Consider the following 23299-nt stretch of genomic DNA (forward strand, 5'->3'; position numbering starts at 1 on the left):
GCTCACTGGCAGTTTTCTCAGGAAATTGAGAATTATGCATGATTTATGCAAATCAGCATTTGTCTTCGCGAAAAACTTCAAGCACTATGCGCGTTATGCAAAAACGCAACGTATCCTCCGTCTTAAGAGCACTGCTCGACCAGCACGGGATCTCCCCTACGGAGCTCCACCGTCGCACCGGCGTGCCTCAATCCACTCTCTCGCGGATTCTCAGCGGGAAGATCGTCGATCCCTCGGATAAACATATCTCGAAGATCGCCGAGTACTTCAATGTGAGCACCGATCAATTGCGCGGCCGCGCCGATGTCGCGACTGCGACCGGTGGTGCGCGTGATGACGTGCATGCGGAACTCAAGGACATAAGCCTGTGGGACGACGATACCCCTGTCGATGACGACGAGGTGTCGGTGCCCTTTCTTCGCGAGGTTGAATTGGCTGCTGGATCAGGAAGATTCGTCATCGAAGAGAGCGAACGCTCCAGCCTGCGCTTCGGCAAGCGCAGCCTGCGCCATAACGGTGTGCAGTTCGACCAGGCCAAATGCGTGACAGTCCGCGGCAACAGCATGTTGCCGGTGCTGCGTGACGGCGCCACCGTCGGTGTGAATGCCGGCAAGTGTGGCATCGGCGACATCATTGATGGCGACCTTTACGCGATCAACCACAACGGTCAGTTGCGCGTGAAGCAGCTCTACCGTCTGCCGACCGGTATCCGTCTGCGCAGCTTCAACCGTGACGAGCATCCGGACGAGGACTACAGCTTCCAGGATATGCAGGACGAGCAGATCGTCATCCTCGGTCACGTCTTCTGGTGGGGCATGTACGCCCGATAAAGCCACCCGCTCAGACAAAACCCGCCCATCGGCGGGTTTTTTTTCGCCTTCGAGAAAACCGTAGAAGCCTTGCCTGACGAGGGTTTCATGCGTCTGTGCATTTCTCGCGCATAAATAAATGCATTTACGCATTGACTGCATATGCATGAGTGCATATCCTTGCCACCAAGCCGCTCGACAAAGCGGCTGAGCAAGACAGCTCTTTAGTTCCACAAGAACAGGCAGCGATGAACCGGCCTCAACGGTTCAGAGGGTTGGCAACTGACCCGGGTGTGCAGCGTAAAGCACCAGAAGCAGTTATCCGGCGGGCAGGGACCGCGGTCGGAAAAACAATCTGAATGGACTCGTACCGCGCCAGTAGCGCCGAAAAGTCAGCTTCCTTCTCGAACACAGGATTTGAAGGAAGGCGAAGGAGCGCATTACTGAAAAGCCCGGCTTTGCTGCCGGGCTTTTTGGAATGCCTACCTGGGCAGAATCTGAAATGCCGCAATGCCGGCAATCAAAAAGGAAGATGAACATGAAGAAGTACGCACGTGTCGTTGCTGGCAAGGTCGACAACATTTTTGAAACCGCTAACCCGATCACCGATGAGTTTCCGGCGGATCAAGTCTGGGTGGATGTCAGCGCACTGCCGAAGATCGATTACTCCTGGAACGCGGTAAACACCGACGGCGTCTGGACATTTACCGACAGCGATATGTGGGGCCAGCCGTCCTTGCTGGCTATTCAATTGCGTAACGCAAGAACCAATCGTCTCGATAAAGCCAACACCACGCTGGCGACGTCGGCCTTGGTGCAAAAGGTTGAGCTGGGGCTGGCCACGCCGGCTGAGAAAGCTGCGCTACTGGAATATAAGCAGTTCTTCATTGATCTGAGCAACGTCAACAAACAGCCTGGTTATCCGCTGACGGTCAATTGGCCTGAAGTTCCATAAACAGCGCTTCTTGCACCGCAACATCACTATTTGAAATCCGCAGTGCGACGCTGAAGAGCCCGGTGCATAACCGGGCGATTCAACAGTGCCTGCGATGTTTACTCAGAGCCTCAAGCCAATCTTCGCAATGAGTGCCAGCAGGAGAAACAAATGAACCGCTATGCTTTTGTTCGCTTCAACTATTCCAAACCCTTCAACAAAGTTTTGGTGATTGTCGACGCTGTCGAGAAGCCTACGGCCATGCCAGTAGAAGCAAAGTTGTCGAATGGTTTTTGGGTGGATATCACAGCAAACCCGGCAGTCCAGGTGGGATGGAAGGGTACGACGACAAATTATGTTGATTGGGAGTTCAGTGAACCCACCTCTCAAGAGATGGAAAAAGATGTAGCGCAGGAAGCTCTGGAGCTTCTTTCTGCGGCAGCGCAGTGGTTGATGTTGAATTCCCTGCACTACAAGGTCGACCTTGGTGTTGCCACACCTGAAGAACAAGCGCTGTTGCTCGCTTACAAACAGTACTGCGTTGGTCTCAGCGACATGAACAAACAATCCGGCTATCCATCCACCGTCAACTGGCCGGTCGCTCCTTTCTGATTCGGTCATGACCGTCACACCCTCTATCGAGAGCGCATTACTGAAAAGCCCAGCCTCAGCGCCGGGCTTTTTGGAATGCCTGCCTCAAGAGAACGCGATTGATCCCAACACACACCACTCACCCAATACTTCCGGAGGCGTGACATGACAAACGAGCAACAAGCGTTGGCGGACATGCCGATCTGGCTGGTCATCCTCCTCGCCGTCGTCGGCGGGGTGTCCGGCGAAATGTGGCGCGCCGACAAGGAGGGCGCCCGTGGCTGGTCACTGCTGCGACGCCTTGCCTTGCGCTCTGGCGCCTGCATGATCTGCGGCGTCTCGGCAATCATGCTGCTGTACGCCGCCGGTCTTTCGATCTGGGCCGCCGGCGCATTCGGTTGCCTGACAGCGATGGCCGGCGCCGATGTCGCCATCGGGTTGTACGAACGCTGGGCCGCCAAGCGCATCGGCGTCTGCGAAGTTCCGCCTCGCGACCAACCTTAACTTTAGTACTTCTCCGTGCCGCCATTTTGGCGGCAGGGCTGCGCGTGGACGATTGAAAAGGAGGTCATGTATGCCCACACCGATCCAGCAGCCGTCGCAACTGTTCACAGCCATCGCGACGACACTGCGCAACACTGCCGGACTCAACCTCAACGTCGGCAATCACGATGATTTCACTGCGCCGGGCGATCAGGCCTGGGTGTTGATCAACTTCGAGCGGAATGGACCGGGAGAGCGCGCCGCGGACGGACGCATTGCTCATGTCATGACGGTGTCCCTGCGCGTCATCCCCGCCCTTGCCGTCAGCGCATTTGCAGCGTGCGATCTGATCGCGGTGCTGAAAAACCTGATCATCGACAACCGCTGGAGCTTGCCCGGCGATCAATGCGATCTGCCAATGAACATTGATGGCCTGCCGTCATTGCTCATCCGCGGCGATCAGCAATACAAAGCCTGGACGCTGTCGTTCAATCAGACCCTCTACCTCGGCCCTACCTTGCTCGACGATCCGCTCGGCACGCCGAAATTCGCCCGTACCTGGGAAGTCAGCAACATCGACGACCCCGACCAATACACCGCGCTGGAGGCCTGAGATGTTCGACGGACTATTGCGCATGCAACTCGGCCCGATCATCGAGCGGCTGGCCGAGATGGAAGCGGAGATCGACGACCTGCACCGACGCGCCGAAAGCTTCTGCCGCATCGGCATTTGCCAGACCGTCGATGCTGCGAGCAATACCTGCCAGGTCAGCCACGGTGGTTTGCTCACGCCGGCCATCAAATTCTTCAATCCGAGTGCCGGCGCCCAGAGCGAATCGCGGATTCCGAGCGTCGGCGAACAGTGTCTGTTGTTTAACTACGGCAGTGGTGAAAGCGGCGCGCAAAGTGTGGCGCTGTTCGGCCTGAACAGTGATCGGTTTCCGCCGACGGCAACGGTACCGACGCTGACGCGACGGGTGCATGTCGACGGCAGCGAAAGCGGTTACGACGACGCCAGTCACACCCTGCACTGGCAGAACGGGCCGGCGGCCTTCACTGGCTCTCGCCAGGCGCTGCAACTGAGCATCGGCCCGGCGCAACTGGCGATGACGCCGCAAGCGATCAGCCTGCAACTGGGCGCCGTCGGCCTGACCATCGACGCCTCGGGTGTGCACTTCAGCGGCCCGTTGGTCGATCACCAGGGCCGCGTCATCAGCCCCTGATTCAAGAGCCTGAACATGATCGGAATTGATAGAGACAACGGGGCCACGGTCGACGACTGGCTGCAGTTTGTGCAGCGCGCGACCCGGGCCCTGACCACGCCGCTGGGCACCCGGCAAAAAAGGCCCCTTTATGGCTCGCTGATCCCCACGCTGCTGGGGCAGAACCTCGGTGACGACGTTCTGCTTCTGGCCCAGAGCCACGCGGCTCAGGCGTTCTACAACACGCAGAACGGGATCAGCGATTTTCAGCCGCAAGTGATCGTCGCCACCCGCCAGGGCGCCGGCTTGCTGCTGCGCTTCGCCGGCACCTGGAAAAACCGTCAACAAACCTTCGAGGTCGTGACATGAGTATGTTGATCCCCGGCCAGAACCAGTTGGCCGAACCCGCGCTGATCACTGTCGAAGCGTTCGAAGAACTGCTCGCCGAGTTCAAGACCTTCGTCGTCGAATACGTCGGTGCGCGTTCGCCCGAGAGTGCCGCAAAGCTCAAGACCAGCCTGGAAAACGAGAGCGAATTGCTGACGATGGCGCTAGAAGCCTTCTGCGTTCGGCTGCAAACCCACGAACGCAAATACAACGCCCGCATCAAGCAGATGCTGGCGTGGTGGGCGACCGGCAGCAACCTCGATGCGCGGTTGGCGGACATGGGCCTGGAGCGACAATTGCTCGATCCGGGCGACCCGACAGCGTTCCCGCCGGTGCCCGCGATTTACGAAAGCGATGACGATGCACGCCTGCGTTATTACCTGGCGCCGCATGCCCCGGCGGCGGGTTCACGGATGCAGTATCGCCGTGAGGTATTCACCCTCGGCGAACGGCCGTCGGTGAAGGTCGAGTCCACCGATGCGGGTGTGGTCAACGTCACTTACACCTTCAACCCCGACGGCCTCGCTGCACAGGTCAAGGATGGTAATGGTCGTCGTACCGCGCCGGGGGAAGTGCAGGTCACCGTGCTGTCGCGAGACGGCGATGGCACGCCTTCCGCGGCGTTGCTGGAAGGCGTGCGTCAACACTTCGCCCGGCCGGATGTACGACCGGAAACCGACCTCGTCACCGTGAAGGCCGCCGACATTCAACGCTACAAGATCCGCGTCGTCGCCAAGATCAATTCGGGACCGGATTCAGGCCTGACCAAAGTCGCCGCGCAGCAGCAGTTGCAGGCCTACGCCGACAGTTGCCATCGCCTCGAAGGGCGGGTCGATCCGAGCTGGATCGACTACACGCTGCACAGCGCCGGCGCCGTGCAACTGCAGATTCTCGAACCGCTGGCGCCGGTCGTGACCACTGCGTTTCAGGCGCCTTACTGCACGGCGGTCGAGGTTGAGGTGCTGACGCTATGAGTGAGCCAACGCATCGCCGGACGCTGCTGCCGGCCAACAGCTCGGCACTCGAACGGGGGCTGGATCTGGGCTTCGGCACACTGCTTGATCGCATCGCGCCGCCGTTCCCTGAACTGATGAATCCAAGCGAAACGCCAGTGGCGTTCCTGCCGTATCTGGCGGCGGATCGCGGCGTCGCCGAATGGAGCACCCGCGCACCGGAAGCGGAAAAACGCCTGACCGTCGAACTGGCCTGGCCCACCGCGCGCCAGGCCGGCACTCGCAAGGCGCTGGAAAACGCGGCGAAGGGTTTACAACTGCGCCCCGAAGTCCGCGCCTGGTACGAACAATCGCCACCCGGCGTGCCTTACAGCTTCACCGTGCGCGCCTTCAGCGAGCAACCGTACAGCGCAGAAATCGACGCTCGTCTCGATCGCCGCCTGGCGGATGCCAAGAGCGAGCGGGACATTCTTTCGGTAACCGTTGGCTTGAGCGCGTTCGGCAGCCACTCCATCGCCGCTGCGACTTTCTGCGGCGAACTGACCACGGTTTATCCGGTGTTCATCGAAGGGCTTGAAACCTCTGGCGAGGCGTTCATGGCCGCTGCGTTGTACACCGTCGAAACATCCACAATTTATCCTCAGGGGGCCTGAATGGCTGACTATTACACCCTGCTCACCAACGCAGGGATTGCCTACGAAACGGCGTGCAAGGCCGCGGGCACACCGATCAAGCTGACGCAGATTTCCGTCGGCGACGGCGGCGGCGCGGTCTACAACCCGGCCGCGACCGCCACCGCGCTGAAACGCGAAGTCTGGCGCGGGCCACTCAACGCGCTGTTCCAGGACGAGAAGAATCCGAGCTGGCTGCTCGCTGAAGTGACCATTCCGCCGGACGTCGGCGGCTGGTATGTACGGGAAGCAGGGCTATGGACTGACACCGGCGTTCTGTACGCCATCGTCAAATACCCGGAGTCGTTCAAACCGGTGTTGGCCACGTCCGGTTCGGGTAAAGAGTTCTACATTCGCTCGATTTTCGAGACCAGCAATGCGTCGCTGGTGACGTTGCTGATCGACGACACCGTGGTAAAGGCCACTCGTGCCTGGGTCATGAGTTACCTCGCCGAAGAACTCGGCAAACTCGATGGCAAGCAATCTGTGCGCGTCGCGGCTTCGACCAACATCGTGTTGAACGGTGCGCAGCAGATCGACGGCGTGGCTGTGATTGCTGGCGACCGCGTGCTTGTTGCGAACCAGACCCTGGCCAAGGATAACGGCCTGTGGGTCGTCGCCAACGGCGACTGGGTGCGGGCGACCGATGCCAACATCAGCGCCAAGGTGACGCCGGGCCTGACGGTGATGGTGGAGGAGGGCGTGGCGAACGGTGATTCGCTGTGGCACCTGACGACCAATGCGCCGATCACCCTCGGCACGACTGCGCTGACGTTCAAGATGCTCGCCGGTCGAACCGGTATTGCGGCCGGGACTTACAAGAGTCTGACGGTTGATGAATATGGCCGGGCGACTGCCGGGGCAAATCCTGAGACGTTGGCCGGGTTTGGCATCAAGGACTCTTACACCAAGGCTGAAGTTGAAGCGCTGATCGCCAAGGCCTCGGCGTTGCCGGTAGGTTCGATTGTTGCCTTCCCGGTCGATACACCGCCGCCGGGCTTTCTGGAGCTGGACAACAGCGTCAAGAGCAGCGCGACTTACCCGGACTTGAGCGCTTATCTGGGCGGCAAGTTCAACAAGGGCGATGAGGGTGTCGGGAACTTCCGGTTGCCTGAAGCGCGCGGGGAGTTCTTGCGCGGTTGGGATCATGGACGTGGGGTAGATCTCAGTCGAGGGATCGGCGATTGGCAGCCTGATGAAGTCAAAGAGCATATGCACTACCTCATGGCCAAATACGGCGGAGGGACCGGTACATCTATAGCGGCAACGGTGCAGTTAGGACTTTCTGGGCAACCTGATACCAATAGTAAAACACAGGGGGTCGAAGCTCTTGATGGCTCGGCTATGGGGGGAGGTGAAACCCGCCCTCGCAACATCGCCGTCATGTGGTGCATCAAAGCCTGGAACGCACCGGTCAATCAGGGAACCATCGACGTAGCGGCGCTGGCCAAGGAAGTTGAACGTCTCAAGTCCGCCGTTCCGGTGGGTGCTGTTTTGGCATTCCCGACGGGGATCGTTGCGCCTGGTTATCTGGAGCTGGATGGCAGCGTGCAGAGCATTGCGACTTATCCGGATCTGGCCGCTTATCTCGGTACCAGTTACAACAAAGGCAACGAGGGCACGGGCAACTTCCGCTTGCCGGAGTCGCGTGGTGAGTTTTTACGCGGTTGGGATCATGGGCGTGGTGTAGACGGTGGACGTCCGATCGGCAGTTGGCAAAAAGGTAGCCTCCAGTCTTTCGACCCCTCCAATGTCAATCCGGCAGTTTCGGGCCTCTGGCATAACATGGCATCAGATGCCGGACTTCAGGACGCACATGGGCTTGACCCTCATAACACGACGGATTACAGCGTTTCCAATGCGGTATTCACCGCTGGCGCCACTCCGGTTAGTACTGGGGCATTGGGAGTTACGCGTCCACGCAACCTGGCGGTGATGTGGTGCATCAAAGCCTGGAACGCGGCGGTCAATCAAGGAAGCATCGACGTCGCCGCTCTCGCTGTTGAAGTTCGCAACACTTCTGGACGTTATCTGAGAACCCGGATTTTCAAGGCCAACGATCTTTATCAATCGGGTCCTGACACCAAAAAAATCAAATACAGACTGCAAGGTGGTGGCGGTGCCGGCGGAGGGGCTGCCTCGACCGCCAACACTCAACTGTCCGCTGGTTGCGGTGGTAGTGCTGGCGCTTACGCAGAAGGCTGGCTGACTCAAGGGTTCGATGGTCAGCAGATCACTATCGGTAAGGGTGGTGTGGGCGTTGTTGTAAATGTCGGTCTCAATGGGGGGACAACCTCTTTTGCCGGAATCGCTGCACCAGGAGGATACGGCGGAGGATTCTCGCTCAACGGTGTACCGCCTCTGCAACTTGGCCGAAGCCCAAACTCTGAGTTGGCATCAGGTGGATCGACCCTCAATGCAAATGGCCAGGGCGGTGGCGGAGTGAGCGGGCCGACACTGGCTCTTTGTACATCCGGTGAAGGAGGTCCGAGCAAATTTGGACCGGGTGGTAACGCTTCGGGCGGCGCCAGTCGTGAGGGGGAGGGGGCCGTAAATCCTGGTGCAGGTGGTGGAGGTGCTTTGGCCAAGCCGTCGTGCCCGTACAACTTTAAAGGCGGCAACGGTGCCGACGGCATCCTGATTATCGAGGAGTGGACCTGATGAGCGTCTATGTTCGTATTTATGCCGACAAGGTTGTCGAGCAAATCGAAACCAACGGTGATATTTCGACGATGTATCCGCCGACGCTGGTGTGGGTGTGCGTCGATCATCTCGATCCACTTCCCCGTCAAGGCTGGCTGGCGAAAGAGCAAGGCGGGGAGTGGTTGTTTTCGCCCGAGCTACCGATAACAGCCACGCCTGAAAGTCAAGCGGTCGCTATTGCCGCCGAACGCTTCATGCACGAAGCCGGTGGCGTCATTGTCGACGGATTAACCATCGAAACCACTCGTGACAGCCAGACGCTGATTGCTGGAATGGGCTTGTCGGCAATCGTCGATCCGGAATACCGATGCAACTTCAAGTCAGCCAATGGCTTCGTCGAAATTGATGCGCCGCGAATTCTCGAAATTGCCAAGGCTGTACGCACTCATGTCCAGGCTTGCTTTGACCGCGAGCGCGAGTTGCTGCTGGCAATCGACAGTGGAAATTATCGTCCCGAAATGCTGACTGAGGGCTGGCCAGATGTACCGCCAGTGCCTGAGCCCGGTTTGTGACGCTTCAATAAACGCCCCGCACCGTCGGGGCGTTTTCTTACCCGCCAAAGCCCCTCCCCACGAGGGGCTTTCCCGTTTATGGAGAAACGAAAAATGGCAACCCGCCAAACCTACACCGTGCTCGTCCCATTCCCCACCGGCGGTGGGCACTGGTCGAGCGTCGGTCAAGACCTTGATCTGCTCGACGTCGAGGCCAGTGCCTTGCACAGCGCCGGTCGACTGGAACTGAAAACCCCCTCCACCCAGGCCAAAAAGGCCGCTGCCAAGAAGGCTGACTAACTATGGCTGAGGTTCTGAACTTCGAGCACAACGGCATTACCGTCAATGCCACTGAATCCCCCGAGGCCATGGGTGGCCTGGGTGACAACGTCATCGGTCTGGTCGGCACCGCGCCGAAAGCCGATCCGCTGATTCCGCGTAACGCTCCGTTTCGCATCAACAGCTTTACCACCCATGCGCTGCTCGATCCGACCGGTTCGGAAGAGGGCACCCTGTACCACGCGGTTTACCAGATCCTCAAAGTGGTCAAGGTGCCGGTGTACGTGGTGATTGTCGAAGCGGGCGCGACCCCGGCTGACACCGTTAACGCGGTGATCGGCGGCGTCGATCCAGCCACCGGCCGCAAGCTCGGTCTGGCCGCGCTGGGCAGTGTCCCGGAAGACCTGACCATCATCGGCGCGCCGGGCTTCACCGGCACCAAAGCGGTGGCCAGCGAGTTCGCCTCGTTCGGCAAGCGCATCAAGGCCCGTGTGGTGCTGGATGGCAAGGATGCCTCGGTCGCCGATCAAGTGACCTACAGCCAGGAACTGGGCGGTGCGGATCTCGGTTTCGACCGTTGCCTGGTGGTGCACAACATGCCGGCGGTGTACTCGAAAGCAGCGAAGAAAAATGTCTTCCTCGCACCGTCCAGCCTGGCGATTGCCGCGCTGGCCAAGGTCAAGCAGTGGGAGAGCCCGGGCAACCAGGTGACCTACGCCGAAGACGTGTCGCGGGTCGTTGAATACAACATCCTCGACACCTCCACCGAAGGCGATCTGCTTAACCGCTACGGCGTCAGCTACTACGCCCGCACCGTGCTTGGCGGCTTCTCGCTGCTGGGTAACCGCTCGATCACCGGCAAGTTCATCAGCTACGTCGGCCTCGAAGATGCGATCAGCCGCAAGCTGGTCAAGGCCGGCCAGAAAGCCATGGCCAAGAACCTGACCAAGTCCTTCATGGATCAAGAGGTCAAGCGCATCAACGACTGGCTGCAAACCCTGGTCGCCGACGAAACCATTCCGGGCGGCAGCGTGTACCTGCACCCGGAACTCAACAGCGTCGAGAAGTACAAGAACGGCACCTGGTACGTGGTCATCGACTACGGCCGCTACGCGCCGAACGAACACATGGTTTATCAACTCAACGCCCGCGATGAAATCATCGAGCAGTTCCTGGAGGACGTTCTCTAATGTTTACCAACCGCAATCGCCAGGCCATCGCGGCCACCCTGCAAGGCCTGCCGTTGTCGGCGACCGTGGAGGAATTCACCCCGCCGAAAATCGAATTCGACATGGAAAACATGGCGGGCGGACGCTTCATTGTCGAAGAAATGGCCAAAAGCGCGAAGGCGCTTGGCGCCAAGTTGATCCTGCAGGGCGCTGGCCCGGAAATCATGCTCGCCCTGGGTGTGAAGCTCGGCGATGACATTCTGTTGAACGTGCGTGAAGCCGGTCAGGATCAGGACGGCAACACCTGGTTCACCTACCACACCGTCGGCGGCAAGCTGAAGATCCTCGATGAGGGCGTGATCAAAATGGGTGAGAAACCCAAGACCACCCTGGAATTGTCCTGCCGCACCTACACCCGCCTGGAAAACGGCATCCCGGTGATCGACATCGACGTGCGCACCCAGAAGTTCGTGCTCAACGGCGTCGACATCCTCGGTGATGCCCGTCGTGCGGTGCTGATGCCGTAAGCCACGGCTGAAGGCAATCACCAAACCCTGTGGGAGCCAGCTTGCTCGCGAAGGCGTCAAGTCAGTCGACAGCAATGTTGCATGCCACTCCGCTTTCGCGAGCAAGCTCGCTCCCACAGTGGATCTTTACGAATCACCAAGGAATTCATACATGTCGTGGATGCCACCCCAGCATGACCTGCTGTCGCCGATCACCGGCGATGACGGCGCGCAGATCGAGCAGATCCAGCTCAAGCCACTGTTCTACGCCGCACAAAAAGAAGCACTGGAACGCGCCGGCGATGATGAAGACGATCAGTTCTTCGAACTGGCGTTGCTCGCCACTGGCCTGTCGGTCAAGGAACTCGATCAGCTCAAACGCCCGGATTACGTGAGCATTGCCCAGTACGTGCACGAGATGTCGACCCGTCCGGCGTCGTACTTTCTGGAGCAGGTCGAGGACGCGGAAAAGTCCGCCGATCCTGACCAGGTGCAACTGCTGCAACCGCTTGCCGTGACCGGCCGCACCGTGACCTCGCTGTCGCTGGAAATGCCCGCACTGCGCGCCACCAAAGTGATGAAAAAACTGAAAACGGCCAAGGAACGCGCCGAGTTCATCACCGCCCACTGCACCGGTCTGATGATCCCCGATCTGGCCCACTTGAGCGTCCCTGACTGGACGCAATTGCAGGTGCGCATCGACGATTTTTTAAACCAGCCGGCGGCCTACTTTCGGAACGCGACATCGAAGTAATCCTCGATATCGTCCCGCTCATTTACCCGGTAAGTGAAGCGGAGATTCTGGAATGGGACGCCGAAAAGGCGTTGCGCCGCTACGACATAGCGATCACTCGCCTTGGCGTGAAACAGGAGTAGAGCGGCATGGCAAACACATCGTTTTCGCTGATGTACGCCGCGCAAACGGGCGGCGCGGGTTCCGGTTTGTCGGCAGGGGGATCGGCCACAGACAGCCTGATCAAACCACTGTCCGAACTGAAAGAGGCGCTGCTCACGGCCAGCCTGGACATCCGCAGTCTGGTGCGTGAACAGATCAAACTCGGCGCCGTTGTCCTGGGGCTGAACACGGCTCTGGCATCGTTCAAGGTGCCAATGGTAACTGCCGCGCCGGCGGCTGGCGGCGAGAGCAAGTCAAAGCTCAAGGCTGAGATTGAACAACGCTCGCCTCCGGCCTACCTGCAATCGGCCATGGCCCTGGAAACCGCCATGGCCCAGATCAAGCAGGTTCAAGGCCTGACTGGCGACCTCGACACAATGTCGAAAGCCAACCTCAAACTGGCCACCGACAAACGAGTTGCCGGCAGTGGGGCGACGGTCGTGGATCTGGTGCAGGTCGAAGTCGCGGCTGGCCGATCCGGGATCGGCGCGGGTCTCAAGGGCGCCGACAAGGAACAGGTGCTGCTGGACTTTGCCCAGGATGCAGCGGTCAATGCGGCGGCGTTCGGCATCAGCCTGAAGTCGGCCGGTGAAATGCTGTCGGCCTGGCAAGTGTCGATGAAACTGGATCGCACTCAAGGTCAGCTGCTGGCCGATGCGACTCAGCATCTGGGCAACAGCGGACTGAATGCGACGGCTGCCGACATCGGCTCGGTCGTGCAGCAATCCGGCGAGTCGGCCGTTGCAGTGGGGATCCTGCCCGAGCAGTTGGCGGCGCTGTCAGCCGCGTTGCTCAACGCTGATGTCGACAAGGCCGGTGCCGGCGCGACGGTGAAAAGTATCAGCGCAGCCCTGGGCAAAGGTACTCAAGGCTCGGCGGCCGAGCAGTCGGCGTGGAAGGCGTTGGGCCTTGATCCCGGCAAGTTGACCGAAAACGTACCGGACAACCTTGTCAAAGCGTTGATGGCATTGAAGCAACAACCGGCAGAGCAGCAAGCAGCACTGATCAAGACACTTTTCAGTGGCGATGACGGTGTACGCAAACTGCTGGCGAAACCCGAAGACCTGCAAAAAGCGTTTTCGCTGGTCGCGCCGGCCACACTGGAAGGAACGTCGACGCTTGTGTCCTCGCAAGCGACCCGGAGCAGCCTCGTATCGCCATTCAAGGGTGAGGGGGGCGTGCTCCAGTGGATGGGCAAACCCGGCGAGGCACAGACGCCGCTTTCATTGCTCAAGCCCAATGATCCACTGACACCGGCTTACAGCGGCGCGATTGAACGCAGCGCCGAGCCTGCGGGCAAAGATCCTCAGCGAAGCTGGAATGCGTTCGATGCCAGCCTCAATCGTCTGATCACGGCGTTAGCGCCGGATGCGACCGGCACGCTGGACTCGCTGACGAATATGACTAATGGCGTGGCCGATATGGCTGAAGCCCATCCCAAGACCTCGACGGCGTTGGCCCTTGCGGGCGTTGGACTGTCGGCCATCGTGGTGGCGGTGATGGCCAAGGCATTCGGCAATTTCACCGACAAACTGCTCAAGGGCGTCGCTTCAAAATTGCCGCTCGGTCTTGGCGGTTTGATTGCCGATATTGAAGACCCGAAAGCCAAGAAAACGTCTGCCGGAAATGGCGCGGGCCATGACTGCTGCTGCAAACCGCTGGGCGGCGGGACGGGTGACAGACTCAAGCCTCGCCGGTCAAGCATCAAGCCTCGAGTCCGACGTGAACAAACCGGTCAAGGTGCGAAAAGCCCCCGTACGGTGACCCCTCGGCCACCACGGATCAATGCACCATTGGCACCACCCGTTCTGCCCCGCATGTCCGGCACGTACTGGCCGGGAACCATGACGGCATTTGCAGGCTCATCAGCCGTCAGTCCTGCACCGGCCGCTTCACTGTCCGGTTCTTACGCCAGGGCAGGCAGACTGCTTGCCAAACGGGCACCGCCGCTGCGGTTGCTCAGTGCCGGATATGAAATGGTCACCGGCGTCATGAAGGGCGATAAGCGTGCCGTCGTGTCGTCCGGTGCCTCGTTGGCAGGGTCTTCTGCTGGGGCCGCCGTCGGTGCAGCACTTGGCACGTTGATTTTGCCCGGTGTGGGCACGGCAATTGGCGGGTGGCTCGGAAGCATGGCGGGGGGCGCGATCGGTGATTCCCTGGGCGACAAGCTAGGGACACAAGTCGATCGTCTCGGCTCACCTGCACAGGTCAGCAAAGACCTTATCGCGACCTCGGCGATTTCCACGATCCCCGGGGCATCTGCCACCACAGCCGCCAGCCAGCCGGTCACGTTCAACTCAACCATTAACATCAATGGTCAGGACCAGACCAGCGCCCAGGCACTGGCCAATCTGGTGGTGCAAACAACCATGGGGCAATTGGGCCAGATCATGCCGATCAATCCCCTCGCCACACGACGTGACGCAGCCCTGACCGATGGAGTCGCCACATGAAACAACAAATGGCCCTGGGCAGTTTCATCTTTGGCCTGTCACGCGGCTTTGCCTACAGCAGTTTTCTGCGCAAGTCCGACGGCGGCTGGACGGAACTGCAGATTCTCACCAGCAAACCCAAGTCCCATCAAATTGGCCAGAAACCCGAAACCCTGACCATCACCGGTAAATCAATGTACGCGGTGGCCATGGATCGGCTGGATGAGCTGCGGGCGCTGCAAGCCCTTCGTGTGCCGCTACCGCTGATTGATGGCATCGGCCGTAATTGGGGCCTGTGGCGAATCACCATGGTTCAGGAAACCCAGACCTGCGTCATCGATGATGGTACGGCGATGGTGGTCGACTGGACCCTTGAACTGGCGGAGTTCAACAATGCGTAAGGTACGAAGCATGGCCGGCGATTCGGTGAATCTGTTGCTGTACCGCGAAACCGGTCGCAGCGATGACAGCGCCGAAGAAGCCCTGTGGAAACTCAACCCGACCCTGGCCGAACGTGGTCCGATTCTCCCGGCAGGTGTATGGGTGACGCTGCCGGAACTCGACAGCAAACCCGCCGCGATCAAACCGGTTCTGGCCTGGGACTAAGGAGGTTGCATGACACAGGGATTTACCCCGGCGATCGAAATCTACGGGGCCAACAAGGACCTGCTGAACCAGCGTCTGATCAGTTGGGAGCACGTTGATGCTGCCGGGATGGAGTCCGATCAACTGACACTGGTGATCGACCTGGAAGGCCTCGAAGGCTTGCCGACCCTGGGCGGAACCATCGGCCTGCGGGTGGGTTATCTGGAGTCCGGGCTGGTCGAAAAGGGCCAGTTCAAGGTGACTAGACTGACACCAACGCTGTTCCCGCTGCGCCTGACGCTGGTCGCTACGGCCGCGCCTTTCAGCGGCAAGGACGAAACCGGATTCAAGGAACGGCGTACGGCCAGTCATGGCCCCACCACCCTTGGCGCACTGTTTCGCGAATTGGTCTCGCGGCACGGTTTTTCGCCGCGCGTCGATCCTGAACTGGCGCTGATCCGGATTGCTCATGTCGACCAGTCGAACGAGACCGACATGAGCTTTATCACGCGACTGGCAAAGAAGTACGACGCGGTGGCCAAACCGTTCAACGACCTCTACGTGCTGGCGAAACCGGCGCAGCTGAAAAACCTCTCGGGCCAGGTGATACCGGACGTCAGGCTATCGGTGACCAGCAACAATCGACCGGGTGATCACGCCTTTATCAGCGCCACACTGGAAGAGACTGCCCGCACCCAGAATCAGGGTTGCAAGACCAGCTTCTGGGACGGTGCTCTTGGCAAGCTGCAGGAGGTGATCACCGGTTCCGCACCCTACAAGGTCATTCGCCAGAAACAGGCGAGTGAAGAAGAAGCCAAAGCCATCGGTGAAGCCGAAGTGCGCAAGATGCTGCGCGAAAAATACACGCTGAAGGTCACCTGCCCGGGCGATCCGCTGCTGGCCGCCGAAGGCCTGTTGGTGCTCGATGACACCTGGCCGGACTTCATGCGCGGTCGCTGGTCGATCAAAAAGGTCACCGCCAGCGGCAAGCGCGAGGAAAGCTATCGCTGCGTGATTGATGCCAGCTGTCTCGATCCCAAGGCTGAAGCCAAGGACTGACCACACATAGCCCTGTGGGAGCGAGCTTGCTCGCGAATGCAATCTGACATTCAAAGAGCCATCGACTGAAACACCGCTTTCGCGAGCAAGCTCGCTCTCACAGGTTTTTGCAGTGTTCTGCAGACCGCATTTCACTCAACTCTGGAACACCCTCATGAAGATCACCCCGATCCTCACGCAGTTGCGTGCGCAATGCCCTGGCCTTGCCAACCACATTGTCGTTGGTGTCGATCTGGCCTTGCTGCAAGGCAACGCCGATCTGCCAACACCTTCGGCCCACGTGCTGCCAATCGCCGATGTGGCCAGCAACAGCACCGCGCAAAACCTCATCGCCCAACCAATCCGCGACCGCTTCGAAATCGTCCTCGCGCTTGACGCAACCGACGCTACAAAAGCGCTGGATCTGTTGCACGACCTGCGCGCCGAGCTGTGGCGCGCACTGGTCGGGTTCAAGCCGGGCGACGGCTACGGCGCCATCGTCTATGACGGCGGCGAAATGGTCTCGATCAACAGCAGTCGCGGGTTCTACCGGCTGCGCTTTTTTGCCGAGTTCCAGCTCGGCCGCAATCTGCCGAGTCAGCCTGCGGAGAGTTGGCACGAACGCGAACTGGACGGTTTGTCGTCCTTTACCGGGGCCACGGTTCGGGTCGATGCGATCGACCCGGCCGACCCCAACCTGAAACGCCCGGGCCCCGATGGGCGCGTGGAACTGACTTTCTCTGGAGACGTAACCCCATGAGCAAACGCATCACTGTGCTGCCGGTCATTGGCCGTGCCGTACCTGACCCGGAGGCGGGCGATCTGCTCCCGCTCGAAGGCCGTGAAGTGCTGGACAGCGCCTGGTGGCGCCGGCGTCTGGCCGACGGCGACATCACACTCAAAACCGCAAAAGCGGCTAAACCACAGGGAGCCAAATAATGGCGATCGGATTCAGCAACATCCCCGCGGACATTCGTGTACCGCTGTTCTACGCCGAGATGGACAACTCGGCCGCCAATACCGCGAGCTCGAGCATGCGTCGTTTGATCGTGGCTCAGGTCAACGACAATATCGCGCCGGCCGATGCCGGCAAACTGGTGCTGGTTTCCAGCGTGGCGCTGGCCAAAAGCATCGGTGGACAGGGCTCGATGCTCGCCTCGATGTACGAGACCTTCCGCAAGTCCGATCCGGTCGGTGAAATCTGGTGCCTGCCGCTGCACAACAGCGAAGGCAGCATCGCCAAAGGCGTACTGACCCTGACCGGTGCCGCTACGCAGGCAGGGGTGCTCAATCTGTACGTGGGCGGCGTGCGCGTTCAGAGTAGCGTCGTCACCGGCGCGACTGCCGCACAGGCCGCCACCGCGCTGGCGCTCAAAGTCAATGCCACGGCGGATTTGCCAGTGAGTGCCGTGGCCGCCGAAGGCGTGGTGACCCTGAGCGCCAAATGGACCGGCGATAGCGGTAACGACATCAGCCTGCAATTCAACCGTCTGGGCAAGAGCAATGGCGAAGAAACGCCGGCGGGTCTGGTCACGGCCATTACCCCGATGACCGGTGGCGTTGGCGTGCCGGATCAAATCGCTGCCGTGGCGGCACTGGGCGACGAGCCGTTCGAGTTCATCGCACTGCCGTGGTCCGATCTGTCGACCCTCAACACCTGGCAAGCGGTCATGGATGACAGTACCGGTCGCTGGTCCTGGGCCAAGCAATTGTTCGGTCACGTCTACAGCGCCAAACGCGGCACTGTGGGGACCCTGGTCGCTGCAGGCCAGGCACGCAACGATCAGCACATGACCATTCAGGCGCTGGAGCCAGGCGTGCCGCAACCGGTCTGGGTACAGGCCGCCGCACTGGCTGCCCGCACCGCCGTGTTCATCTCTGCCGACGCCAGCCGTCCGACGCAAAGCGGCAGCCTGCCGGGCGTTGACCCTGCACCGGCGAGTGAGCGTTTCACCCTGACCGAGCGTCAGTCGCTGCTCAACTACGGCATCGCCACGGCCTACTACGAAGGCGGTTACGTGCGCATCCAGCGCTCGATCACCACCTACCAGAAGAACGCTTACGGCCAGGCCGACAACTCCTATCTGGACAGCGAAACCATGCACCAGTCGGCGTTCATCGTGCGTCGTCTGCAAAGCGTGATCACCAGCAAATACGGTCGCCACAAACTGGCTTCCGACGGCACCCGTTTCGGCGCCGGCCAGCCGATCGTGACGCCAGCGACCATTCGCGGCGAGCTGATCGCCCAGTACGCCAAGCTGGAACTGGAAGGCCACGTGGAGAACGCTGAGCTGTTCGCCGAGCACCTGATCGTCGAGCGCGACGTGCAGGATCCGAGCCGCGTGAACGTGCTGTTCCCGCCGGACTACATCAACGGTCTGCGCGTGTTCGCACTGCTCAACCAGTTCCGTCTGCAATACGACGACGCGGCCTGATCGCCGCGTTTGACCGTAAGCATTCAGCCCACCTTGCGTGGGCTTTTTATTTGAAGGGAGTAACACCATGGGTCAAGTGATTGCAGGCACCTGCTACGTCAAAGTGGACGGTGCACAACTGACTATCAACGGCGGCTGCGAAGCCCCGCTGATGGCCGTCAAACGCGAAACCGTCGTACCGGGTTTCTACAAGGAAACCGACGTCGCGCCGTCGTTCAAAGTGACCGCGCTGCACACCGCCGACTTCCCGCTGAAGAAGCTGATCGAAGGCACCGACATCACCGTCACCTGCGAATTCAGCAACGGCAAAGTCTACGTGCTGGCCGGTGCCTATCTGGTCGAAGAGCCGGTTTCCAAGGGCGATGACGCCACCATCGAACTGAAATTCGAAGGCATCAAGGGGACCTGGCAATGAGCGGCGCCGTGAAGCTTCAGGTTGCGATCGAAGCTCACGGCGAGCCCCTGACCGAACTCGTCCTGCGCCGTCCGACGGTGCAGGAAGTGCGAGCGATCAAGGCGCTGCCGTACAAGATCGACAAGAGCGAAGAAGTCAGCCTCGACATGGACGTGGCGGCCAAGTACATCGCGGTGTGCGCCGGTATTCCACCGTCGTCGGTCAACCAGCTCGATCTGGCTGACCTCAACGCGTTGAGCTGGGCCGTCGCGAGTTTTTTCATGAGTGCGGCGTCGGCGCCATCACCGACCTGATCGCAGTCGCCTATGACCTGGCCTGGTTCTGGAAGGTTGACCCCGAACAGATGATGGCCAGGCCACTGGATGTGCTCCGCGAATCGCTGGAGCACGCGCAACGGATCAATGCGATGCAGCAGGTGCAGTGATGGCAGACGAAGACAAGAAAGTGAAAACGCCGGTGCTGATCACGGGCATTGATGAGCTGTCGCCCAAACTCGGCGCCCTCCGGGCCAGGGTCGAGAGTTTCAAGAAAAACCTCGAACAGACCGGCCTTGGCAAGCTGGATATCAGCGGGCTGTTCAAGGGCGGCAGCGTGATCACGCCGTTTGTGGACGGCATCAAATCGGCGGCAGCCTTTCAAGGCAAATTGACCGAGGTCAGCGAGACGGCGAAAACCGTCGACCTGCCCGCCGCGCCGAAAGTCGCTGCGCAGAACATGAACGTGTTCAGTGCGTCGATGGAAAAGGTGTCCACGGCAGTGAATGCCGCGCTGGTGCCGGCGGTGGGGGCGGTGGTGGTCGGGCTAGAACCGTTGATGACCGGGGTGGGCAACTTGCTCAATGACAACCCTGAACTGGTGCAAGGCCTGGCGGCAGGCGCGATTGCCTTCTCGGCGATGCAAACCGCCGTGACCGGTGCGACCCAGGTGCTCGACGTGATGAGCCTGGTGATGAAAGCCAATCCGGTCATGCTGATCGCTACCGGTATTGCCCTGGCGGCCGGTCTGATCGTGGCTTACTGGAAACCGCTCTCGACGTTTTTCATCGGGCTCTGGCAGACCATCGCGCCGGTGGTGGTGCCGATGGCCGAGTTCTTCAGAACGATGTTCAGCTACACGCCGTTGGGGCTATTGATCAGCAACTGGGGGCCGGTCATGGCGTTTTTCTCGGCGTTGTGGGACGGCCTCAAAGCGATTGCGGCGCCGGTGATCGAGTTCTACAAGACCGTGTTCAACTATTCGCCACAAGGGCTGATTCTGAACAACTGGGGACCGATCGTCAGTCTGTTCTCTTCGATCTGGGATTTGCTCAGGGCGGTGTCGGTCCCCGTGCAGGCGTTTCTCAAGAGCTTCTTCGACTGGTCGCCGCTTGAAGTGATTCAGGCAATCTGGGGCGGTGTGGTCAGCGTGTTCACGGCGATCTGGGATTACATCAAGCTGCCGTTCCTCGCGACCTACGCGATTATTCGTGAGCAACTGGGCTGGTCGCCGCTGGAAAAGATCATCGAGAACTGGGCCCCCGTCACGGCCTGGATTGAAAAGTGGGCGCAGAAGTTTCAGGACGCCATCGCCCCGATCAAGGCGTTTTTCAACGGTGGTTTCGGTGAACTGATTGCCGACGCCAAGGCCCGGGTGGATGTCTTCACTCAGGCTCAGCTGAAAACCAATGCTGAAGGCAAAGGCGAGCTGGCGCCGGTGTTTTTCAAGGGCAACAGCGAATCGCCCTCGATCGAATTGTCGCCTGCGGGCAGCCTGCCGGCCGCAGTGCCGGTGCCAGAGAAGCCGGTGTTGCAGGGCGGCTCACTGGTGCAAACCTCAAACACCCTGATCCAGCAAAGCGCCGCCAACAACCGGACGCAACTCGAAGGCGGCCTGACCGTGCGCTTCGAAAATGCACCGGTCGGGCTGCGCACCGATCAACCGCACACCAATCAACCGGGCCTGGCGCTGTCGTCGCGCATCGGTTATCGCTCGCTGTCCGTGGGAGGTTCCAATGAACTGGCGTGACCGTTTGTTGCCGGCATCCTTTCGCGGTGTCGGGTTCTGGATCGATCAGGCGAAAACCCCGGTCGGTCGCAAAGGTCAGTTGCACGAATATCCGCAACGCGACCTGCCGTTTTTCGAGGATCTCGGCCAGCAGGCCAAGACCCACGATCTGACGGCCTTCATCGTCGGCGCCGATTGCCTGGAGCAGCGCGACAAGCTGCTCAAGGCGCTGGAGCAGGGCAGTGGCGAACTGGTGCACCCGTGGCTGGGGCGCCTGCAGGTCAAGGTCGGCGAATGCGACATGACCCACACCCGCCAGGACGGTGGGCTGGTCACGTTCACGCTGAAGTTCTATCCCGACCAGCCGTTGCCGTTTCCGACCGCAAGCGTCAGCACCCAGAAAGTCCTGTTGGCCAAGGCCGACACGCTGTTGGGTTCGGCGGTGGCGCGCTTCGAACAGGCGATGACGCTGATCAAGGCAGCGCGGATCGGCATTGCCAATCTGCGTAACAGCCTGACCGGGGTCTACGAGGTGATCAAGGAACAACTCCAGCCACTGATCGACCAGTACAAAGAGATCACTGAACTGGTCAAGGCGGTCAAGGAGCTGCCCAAGGAAGTGGCGGCAGAGTTCAAGGGCCTGCTCGGCGATATCAAGGAGCTGAAAGCGTTCGCCAGGGAAGGCTACCGTGGCGTGATTGCCGACGTGTCGCAACAACTCGAAGCGATCCGCAAGGCCGATGCGCCGAAGCTCACCACCGGCAAGGACACCACGGCAGCGGCGCAAGCCATGGCCGATCTGGTGCAGGACACGATGTTGGTCAAGGTGGCGCAATGGGTAGCTTCCATGCCCGTGGCGTCGACACCGGTGAAGCTGTCATCGACACCGTCTCTGGATCATCAATCCAGGCAGCCGGTCAGCCGTCAGGAAGTACCGGTCACGGACGACATGCAGGCGTTGCGTGATGCGGTGGCAGTGGCGCTCGATCCGATGCTCGACAAGGCCGGGCCAGCGCATTTTCAAGCGATCAATGACGTGAAGGATGCCTTGAATGCGCACCTCAAGGCTGTCGCCTCGTCTGGTGTGCGACTGGTCAGCAAGTCCTTCCAGGAAAGCCTGCCGGCGTTGGTGGTGGCTTACAAACAATTCACCGACGCCACGCGTGTCACTGAAGTGATCCAGCGCAATGCGGCTGCCCATCCCGGGTTCCTGTCGCCCAATGACGTGAAAGTCTCCAGGGAGTGAGCCATGAGCGAGATGGATAATCGCGTCACGCTGACCGTAGGCGATATGGAATACGGCGGCTGGAAAAGTGTTGAAATCACTGCCGATCTCGAGCGCCAGTTTCGTACGTTCAAACTCGATATCACCTGGCAATGGCCGGGCCAGACCGTGGATCAGCGCATCGCCGCCGGCGATGCCTGCGAGGTGCGCATCGGCAAGGATCTGGTCTTGACCGGGTATGTGTTCAAGGCGCCGATCCGCTATGACGGGCGGCAGATCAGTCTGAGCATCGAAGGCAGTTCCTGTACCCAGGATCTGGTGGATTGCGCCGCGATCAATCGCCCGAACCAATGGAAAAACCAGCCGATGCTGAGCATCGTCGAAGCGCTGGCGTCTTCCTATAAGGTCAATGTGGTCAGCGAGATCGCGGAGACGGCGCGACTCGGCAGCTACACCATCGTGCCGGGCGAGACGGTGTTTCAATCCATCGACCGTTTGCTCTCGTTGTTTCGGGTGTTCTCCACCGATGACGCGCAAGGCCGGCTGTTGTTGGCCCGGCCTGGCAGCAGTGGCCGGGCCAGTGATGTACTGGAACTGGGCAAGAACATTTTGTCGGCCAGTGCAGCCATGGATTACAGCCAGGTGTTTTCCGAATATCGGGTGATTGGCCAACAAAAAGGCAACGATCAGAAGAGCGGGGCGGCGGTCAGCGAGATCGAGTCGATTGCTACCGATCTGGGGTACAAGCGCCGACGCGTGACGGTGATCAACGAAGGCCTGCAGATCAATCCTGACCTGTCGTTGCAACGTGCCCTCTGGGAAAGCGCCACCCGTGTCGGGCGAGCCCAGACCACGACTTATCAGGTGCAGGGCTGGCGCCAGTCCAATGGTGATTTATGGCGCCACAACACCTTGGTCCGGGTCAAGGATCCGGTACTGGGGTTTGATGGCGACATGCTGATTTCCAAAGTGACGTATTCGCTGTCGGCACAGGGTTCGGTGACCACGCTGCAAGTGGCGCCACCGCATACGTTCGATCCTGATCCAACCCCACCGAAACAGGCTTGAGCCTGAACTGTTGTAAACGCCGTTGGACCCTGTGGGAGCGGGCTT

At 60.1% G+C, this 23299-nt stretch carries 27 protein-coding genes; all 27 read left to right on the plus strand.

The genetic code is table 11. The features are described 5' to 3' along the window. The first annotated feature begins 95 nt into the window (after window positions 1-95). The 27 genes from PseuLF5_RS07745 to PseuLF5_RS07880 all read left to right on the plus strand — a co-directional run bounded on the left by PseuLF5_RS07745 (window position 96) and on the right by PseuLF5_RS07880 (window position 23254). Window positions 96-830 carry a LexA family transcriptional regulator gene (locus tag PseuLF5_RS07745; protein ID WP_047291917.1) on the plus strand — a complete coding sequence of 245 codons (735 nt, stop codon included), beginning with the start codon at window positions 96-98 and terminating at the stop codon, window positions 828-830. Between the two features lie 517 nt (window positions 831-1347). After that, window positions 1348-1764 carry a tail fiber assembly protein gene (locus tag PseuLF5_RS07750; RefSeq protein WP_340133311.1) on the plus strand — a complete coding sequence of 139 codons (417 nt, stop codon included), beginning with the start codon at window positions 1348-1350 and terminating at the stop codon, window positions 1762-1764. A 150-nt stretch (window positions 1765-1914) separates the two neighbouring features. Continuing rightward, window positions 1915-2355: a tail fiber assembly protein gene (locus PseuLF5_RS07755; RefSeq protein ID WP_340133312.1), complete on the plus strand. Its 441-nt coding sequence runs from the start codon at window positions 1915-1917 to the stop codon at window positions 2353-2355. Window positions 2356-2499: 144 nt separating this feature from the next. Then, window positions 2500-2838 (plus strand): phage holin family protein, encoded by a 339-nt coding sequence (locus PseuLF5_RS07760; protein ID WP_011332709.1) that lies wholly within the window; start codon window positions 2500-2502, stop codon window positions 2836-2838. Window positions 2839-2908: 70 nt separating this feature from the next. Then, window positions 2909-3430, plus strand: coding sequence for a hypothetical protein (locus tag PseuLF5_RS07765; protein WP_340133313.1), 522 nt, complete (start codon window positions 2909-2911; stop codon window positions 3428-3430). Between the two features lies 1 nt (window position 3431). Further along, window positions 3432-4040: a phage baseplate assembly protein V gene (locus tag PseuLF5_RS07770; RefSeq protein WP_123465130.1), complete on the plus strand. Its 609-nt coding sequence runs from the start codon at window positions 3432-3434 to the stop codon at window positions 4038-4040. 15 nt (window positions 4041-4055) lie between these two features. Next, on the plus strand, window positions 4056-4388 hold the full coding sequence (locus PseuLF5_RS07775; protein ID WP_123465132.1) for a phage baseplate protein: 333 nt from the start codon (window positions 4056-4058) through the stop codon (window positions 4386-4388). Then, window positions 4385-5380: a baseplate J/gp47 family protein gene (locus PseuLF5_RS07780; protein ID WP_128614651.1), complete on the plus strand. Its 996-nt coding sequence runs from the start codon at window positions 4385-4387 to the stop codon at window positions 5378-5380. Before PseuLF5_RS07775 ends, PseuLF5_RS07780 begins: the two co-directional genes overlap by 4 nt. Then, window positions 5377-6012, plus strand: coding sequence for a phage tail protein I (locus PseuLF5_RS07785; protein ID WP_123465136.1), 636 nt, complete (start codon window positions 5377-5379; stop codon window positions 6010-6012). The genes PseuLF5_RS07780 and PseuLF5_RS07785 overlap by 4 nt, the downstream gene beginning before the upstream one ends. Continuing rightward, window positions 6013-8691: a phage tail-collar fiber domain-containing protein gene (locus PseuLF5_RS07790; protein ID WP_340133314.1), complete on the plus strand. Its 2679-nt coding sequence runs from the start codon at window positions 6013-6015 to the stop codon at window positions 8689-8691. It begins immediately after the preceding gene. Beyond that, the gene (locus PseuLF5_RS07795; RefSeq protein WP_340133315.1) at window positions 8691-9245 is read left to right on the plus strand and encodes a DUF4376 domain-containing protein; all 555 of its coding nucleotides are present in this window, start codon (window positions 8691-8693) and stop codon (window positions 9243-9245) included. Before PseuLF5_RS07790 ends, PseuLF5_RS07795 begins: the two co-directional genes overlap by 1 nt. 93 nt (window positions 9246-9338) lie before the next feature. Next, on the plus strand, window positions 9339-9524 hold the full coding sequence (locus tag PseuLF5_RS07800; RefSeq protein WP_007964321.1) for a hypothetical protein: 186 nt from the start codon (window positions 9339-9341) through the stop codon (window positions 9522-9524). 2 nt (window positions 9525-9526) lie between these two features. Then, window positions 9527-10693, plus strand: coding sequence for a phage tail protein (locus PseuLF5_RS07805; RefSeq protein ID WP_128614952.1), 1167 nt, complete (start codon window positions 9527-9529; stop codon window positions 10691-10693). Continuing rightward, window positions 10693-11199 (plus strand): phage major tail tube protein, encoded by a 507-nt coding sequence (locus PseuLF5_RS07810; protein ID WP_222833555.1) that lies wholly within the window; start codon window positions 10693-10695, stop codon window positions 11197-11199. The genes PseuLF5_RS07805 and PseuLF5_RS07810 overlap by 1 nt, the downstream gene beginning before the upstream one ends. Window positions 11200-11350: 151 nt before the next feature. After that, on the plus strand, window positions 11351-11932 hold the full coding sequence (locus PseuLF5_RS07820; protein WP_128614953.1) for a phage tail assembly protein: 582 nt from the start codon (window positions 11351-11353) through the stop codon (window positions 11930-11932). Between the two features lie 128 nt (window positions 11933-12060). Next, window positions 12061-14526, plus strand: coding sequence for a phage tail tape measure protein (locus tag PseuLF5_RS07825; protein WP_340133316.1), 2466 nt, complete (start codon window positions 12061-12063; stop codon window positions 14524-14526). Continuing rightward, window positions 14523-14906 (plus strand): phage tail protein, encoded by a 384-nt coding sequence (locus tag PseuLF5_RS07830; RefSeq protein WP_186745179.1) that lies wholly within the window; start codon window positions 14523-14525, stop codon window positions 14904-14906. Before PseuLF5_RS07825 ends, PseuLF5_RS07830 begins: the two co-directional genes overlap by 4 nt. Beyond that, a complete protein-coding gene (locus tag PseuLF5_RS07835) occupies window positions 14899-15111 on the plus strand; it encodes a tail protein X (protein ID WP_007964330.1) in 213 nt (70 codons plus the stop codon). The genes PseuLF5_RS07830 and PseuLF5_RS07835 overlap by 8 nt, the downstream gene beginning before the upstream one ends. Before the next feature lie 9 nt (window positions 15112-15120). After that, window positions 15121-16149 (plus strand): phage late control D family protein, encoded by a 1029-nt coding sequence (locus PseuLF5_RS07840; protein ID WP_123465150.1) that lies wholly within the window; start codon window positions 15121-15123, stop codon window positions 16147-16149. A gap of 154 nt (window positions 16150-16303) precedes the next feature. Continuing rightward, window positions 16304-16888: a phage tail terminator protein gene (locus PseuLF5_RS07845; protein WP_340133317.1), complete on the plus strand. Its 585-nt coding sequence runs from the start codon at window positions 16304-16306 to the stop codon at window positions 16886-16888. Further along, window positions 16885-17067, plus strand: a complete 183-nt coding sequence (locus PseuLF5_RS07850) for a DUF2635 domain-containing protein (RefSeq protein ID WP_123465154.1) — start codon at window positions 16885-16887, stop codon at window positions 17065-17067. The genes PseuLF5_RS07845 and PseuLF5_RS07850 overlap by 4 nt, the downstream gene beginning before the upstream one ends. Continuing rightward, a complete protein-coding gene (locus tag PseuLF5_RS07855; RefSeq protein WP_340133318.1) occupies window positions 17067-18563 on the plus strand; it encodes a phage tail sheath subtilisin-like domain-containing protein in 1497 nt (498 codons plus the stop codon). Before PseuLF5_RS07850 ends, PseuLF5_RS07855 begins: the two co-directional genes overlap by 1 nt. A gap of 67 nt (window positions 18564-18630) precedes the next feature. Further along, window positions 18631-18978 (plus strand): phage tail tube protein, encoded by a 348-nt coding sequence (locus tag PseuLF5_RS07860; protein WP_007964335.1) that lies wholly within the window; start codon window positions 18631-18633, stop codon window positions 18976-18978. Further along, window positions 18975-19271, plus strand: coding sequence for a phage tail assembly protein (locus PseuLF5_RS07865; RefSeq protein WP_007908778.1), 297 nt, complete (start codon window positions 18975-18977; stop codon window positions 19269-19271). Before PseuLF5_RS07860 ends, PseuLF5_RS07865 begins: the two co-directional genes overlap by 4 nt. Before the next feature lie 130 nt (window positions 19272-19401). Continuing rightward, a complete protein-coding gene (locus PseuLF5_RS07870; protein ID WP_340133319.1) occupies window positions 19402-20982 on the plus strand; it encodes a phage tail protein in 1581 nt (526 codons plus the stop codon). Further along, entirely contained in the window at window positions 20969-22207 is a 1239-nt protein-coding gene (locus PseuLF5_RS07875) for a DNA circularization protein (protein ID WP_123465160.1), read from the plus strand. The genes PseuLF5_RS07870 and PseuLF5_RS07875 overlap by 14 nt, the downstream gene beginning before the upstream one ends. A 3-nt stretch (window positions 22208-22210) precedes the next feature. Further along, window positions 22211-23254 (plus strand): phage baseplate assembly protein, encoded by a 1044-nt coding sequence (locus PseuLF5_RS07880; protein ID WP_186745193.1) that lies wholly within the window; start codon window positions 22211-22213, stop codon window positions 23252-23254. Window positions 23255-23299: the final 45 nt, after the last annotated feature.

Origin of the sequence: Pseudomonas sp. LF-5 (genome assembly GCF_037626295.1) — a bacterium.
GTDB lineage: Bacteria > Pseudomonadota > Gammaproteobacteria > Pseudomonadales > Pseudomonadaceae > Aquipseudomonas > Aquipseudomonas monsensis.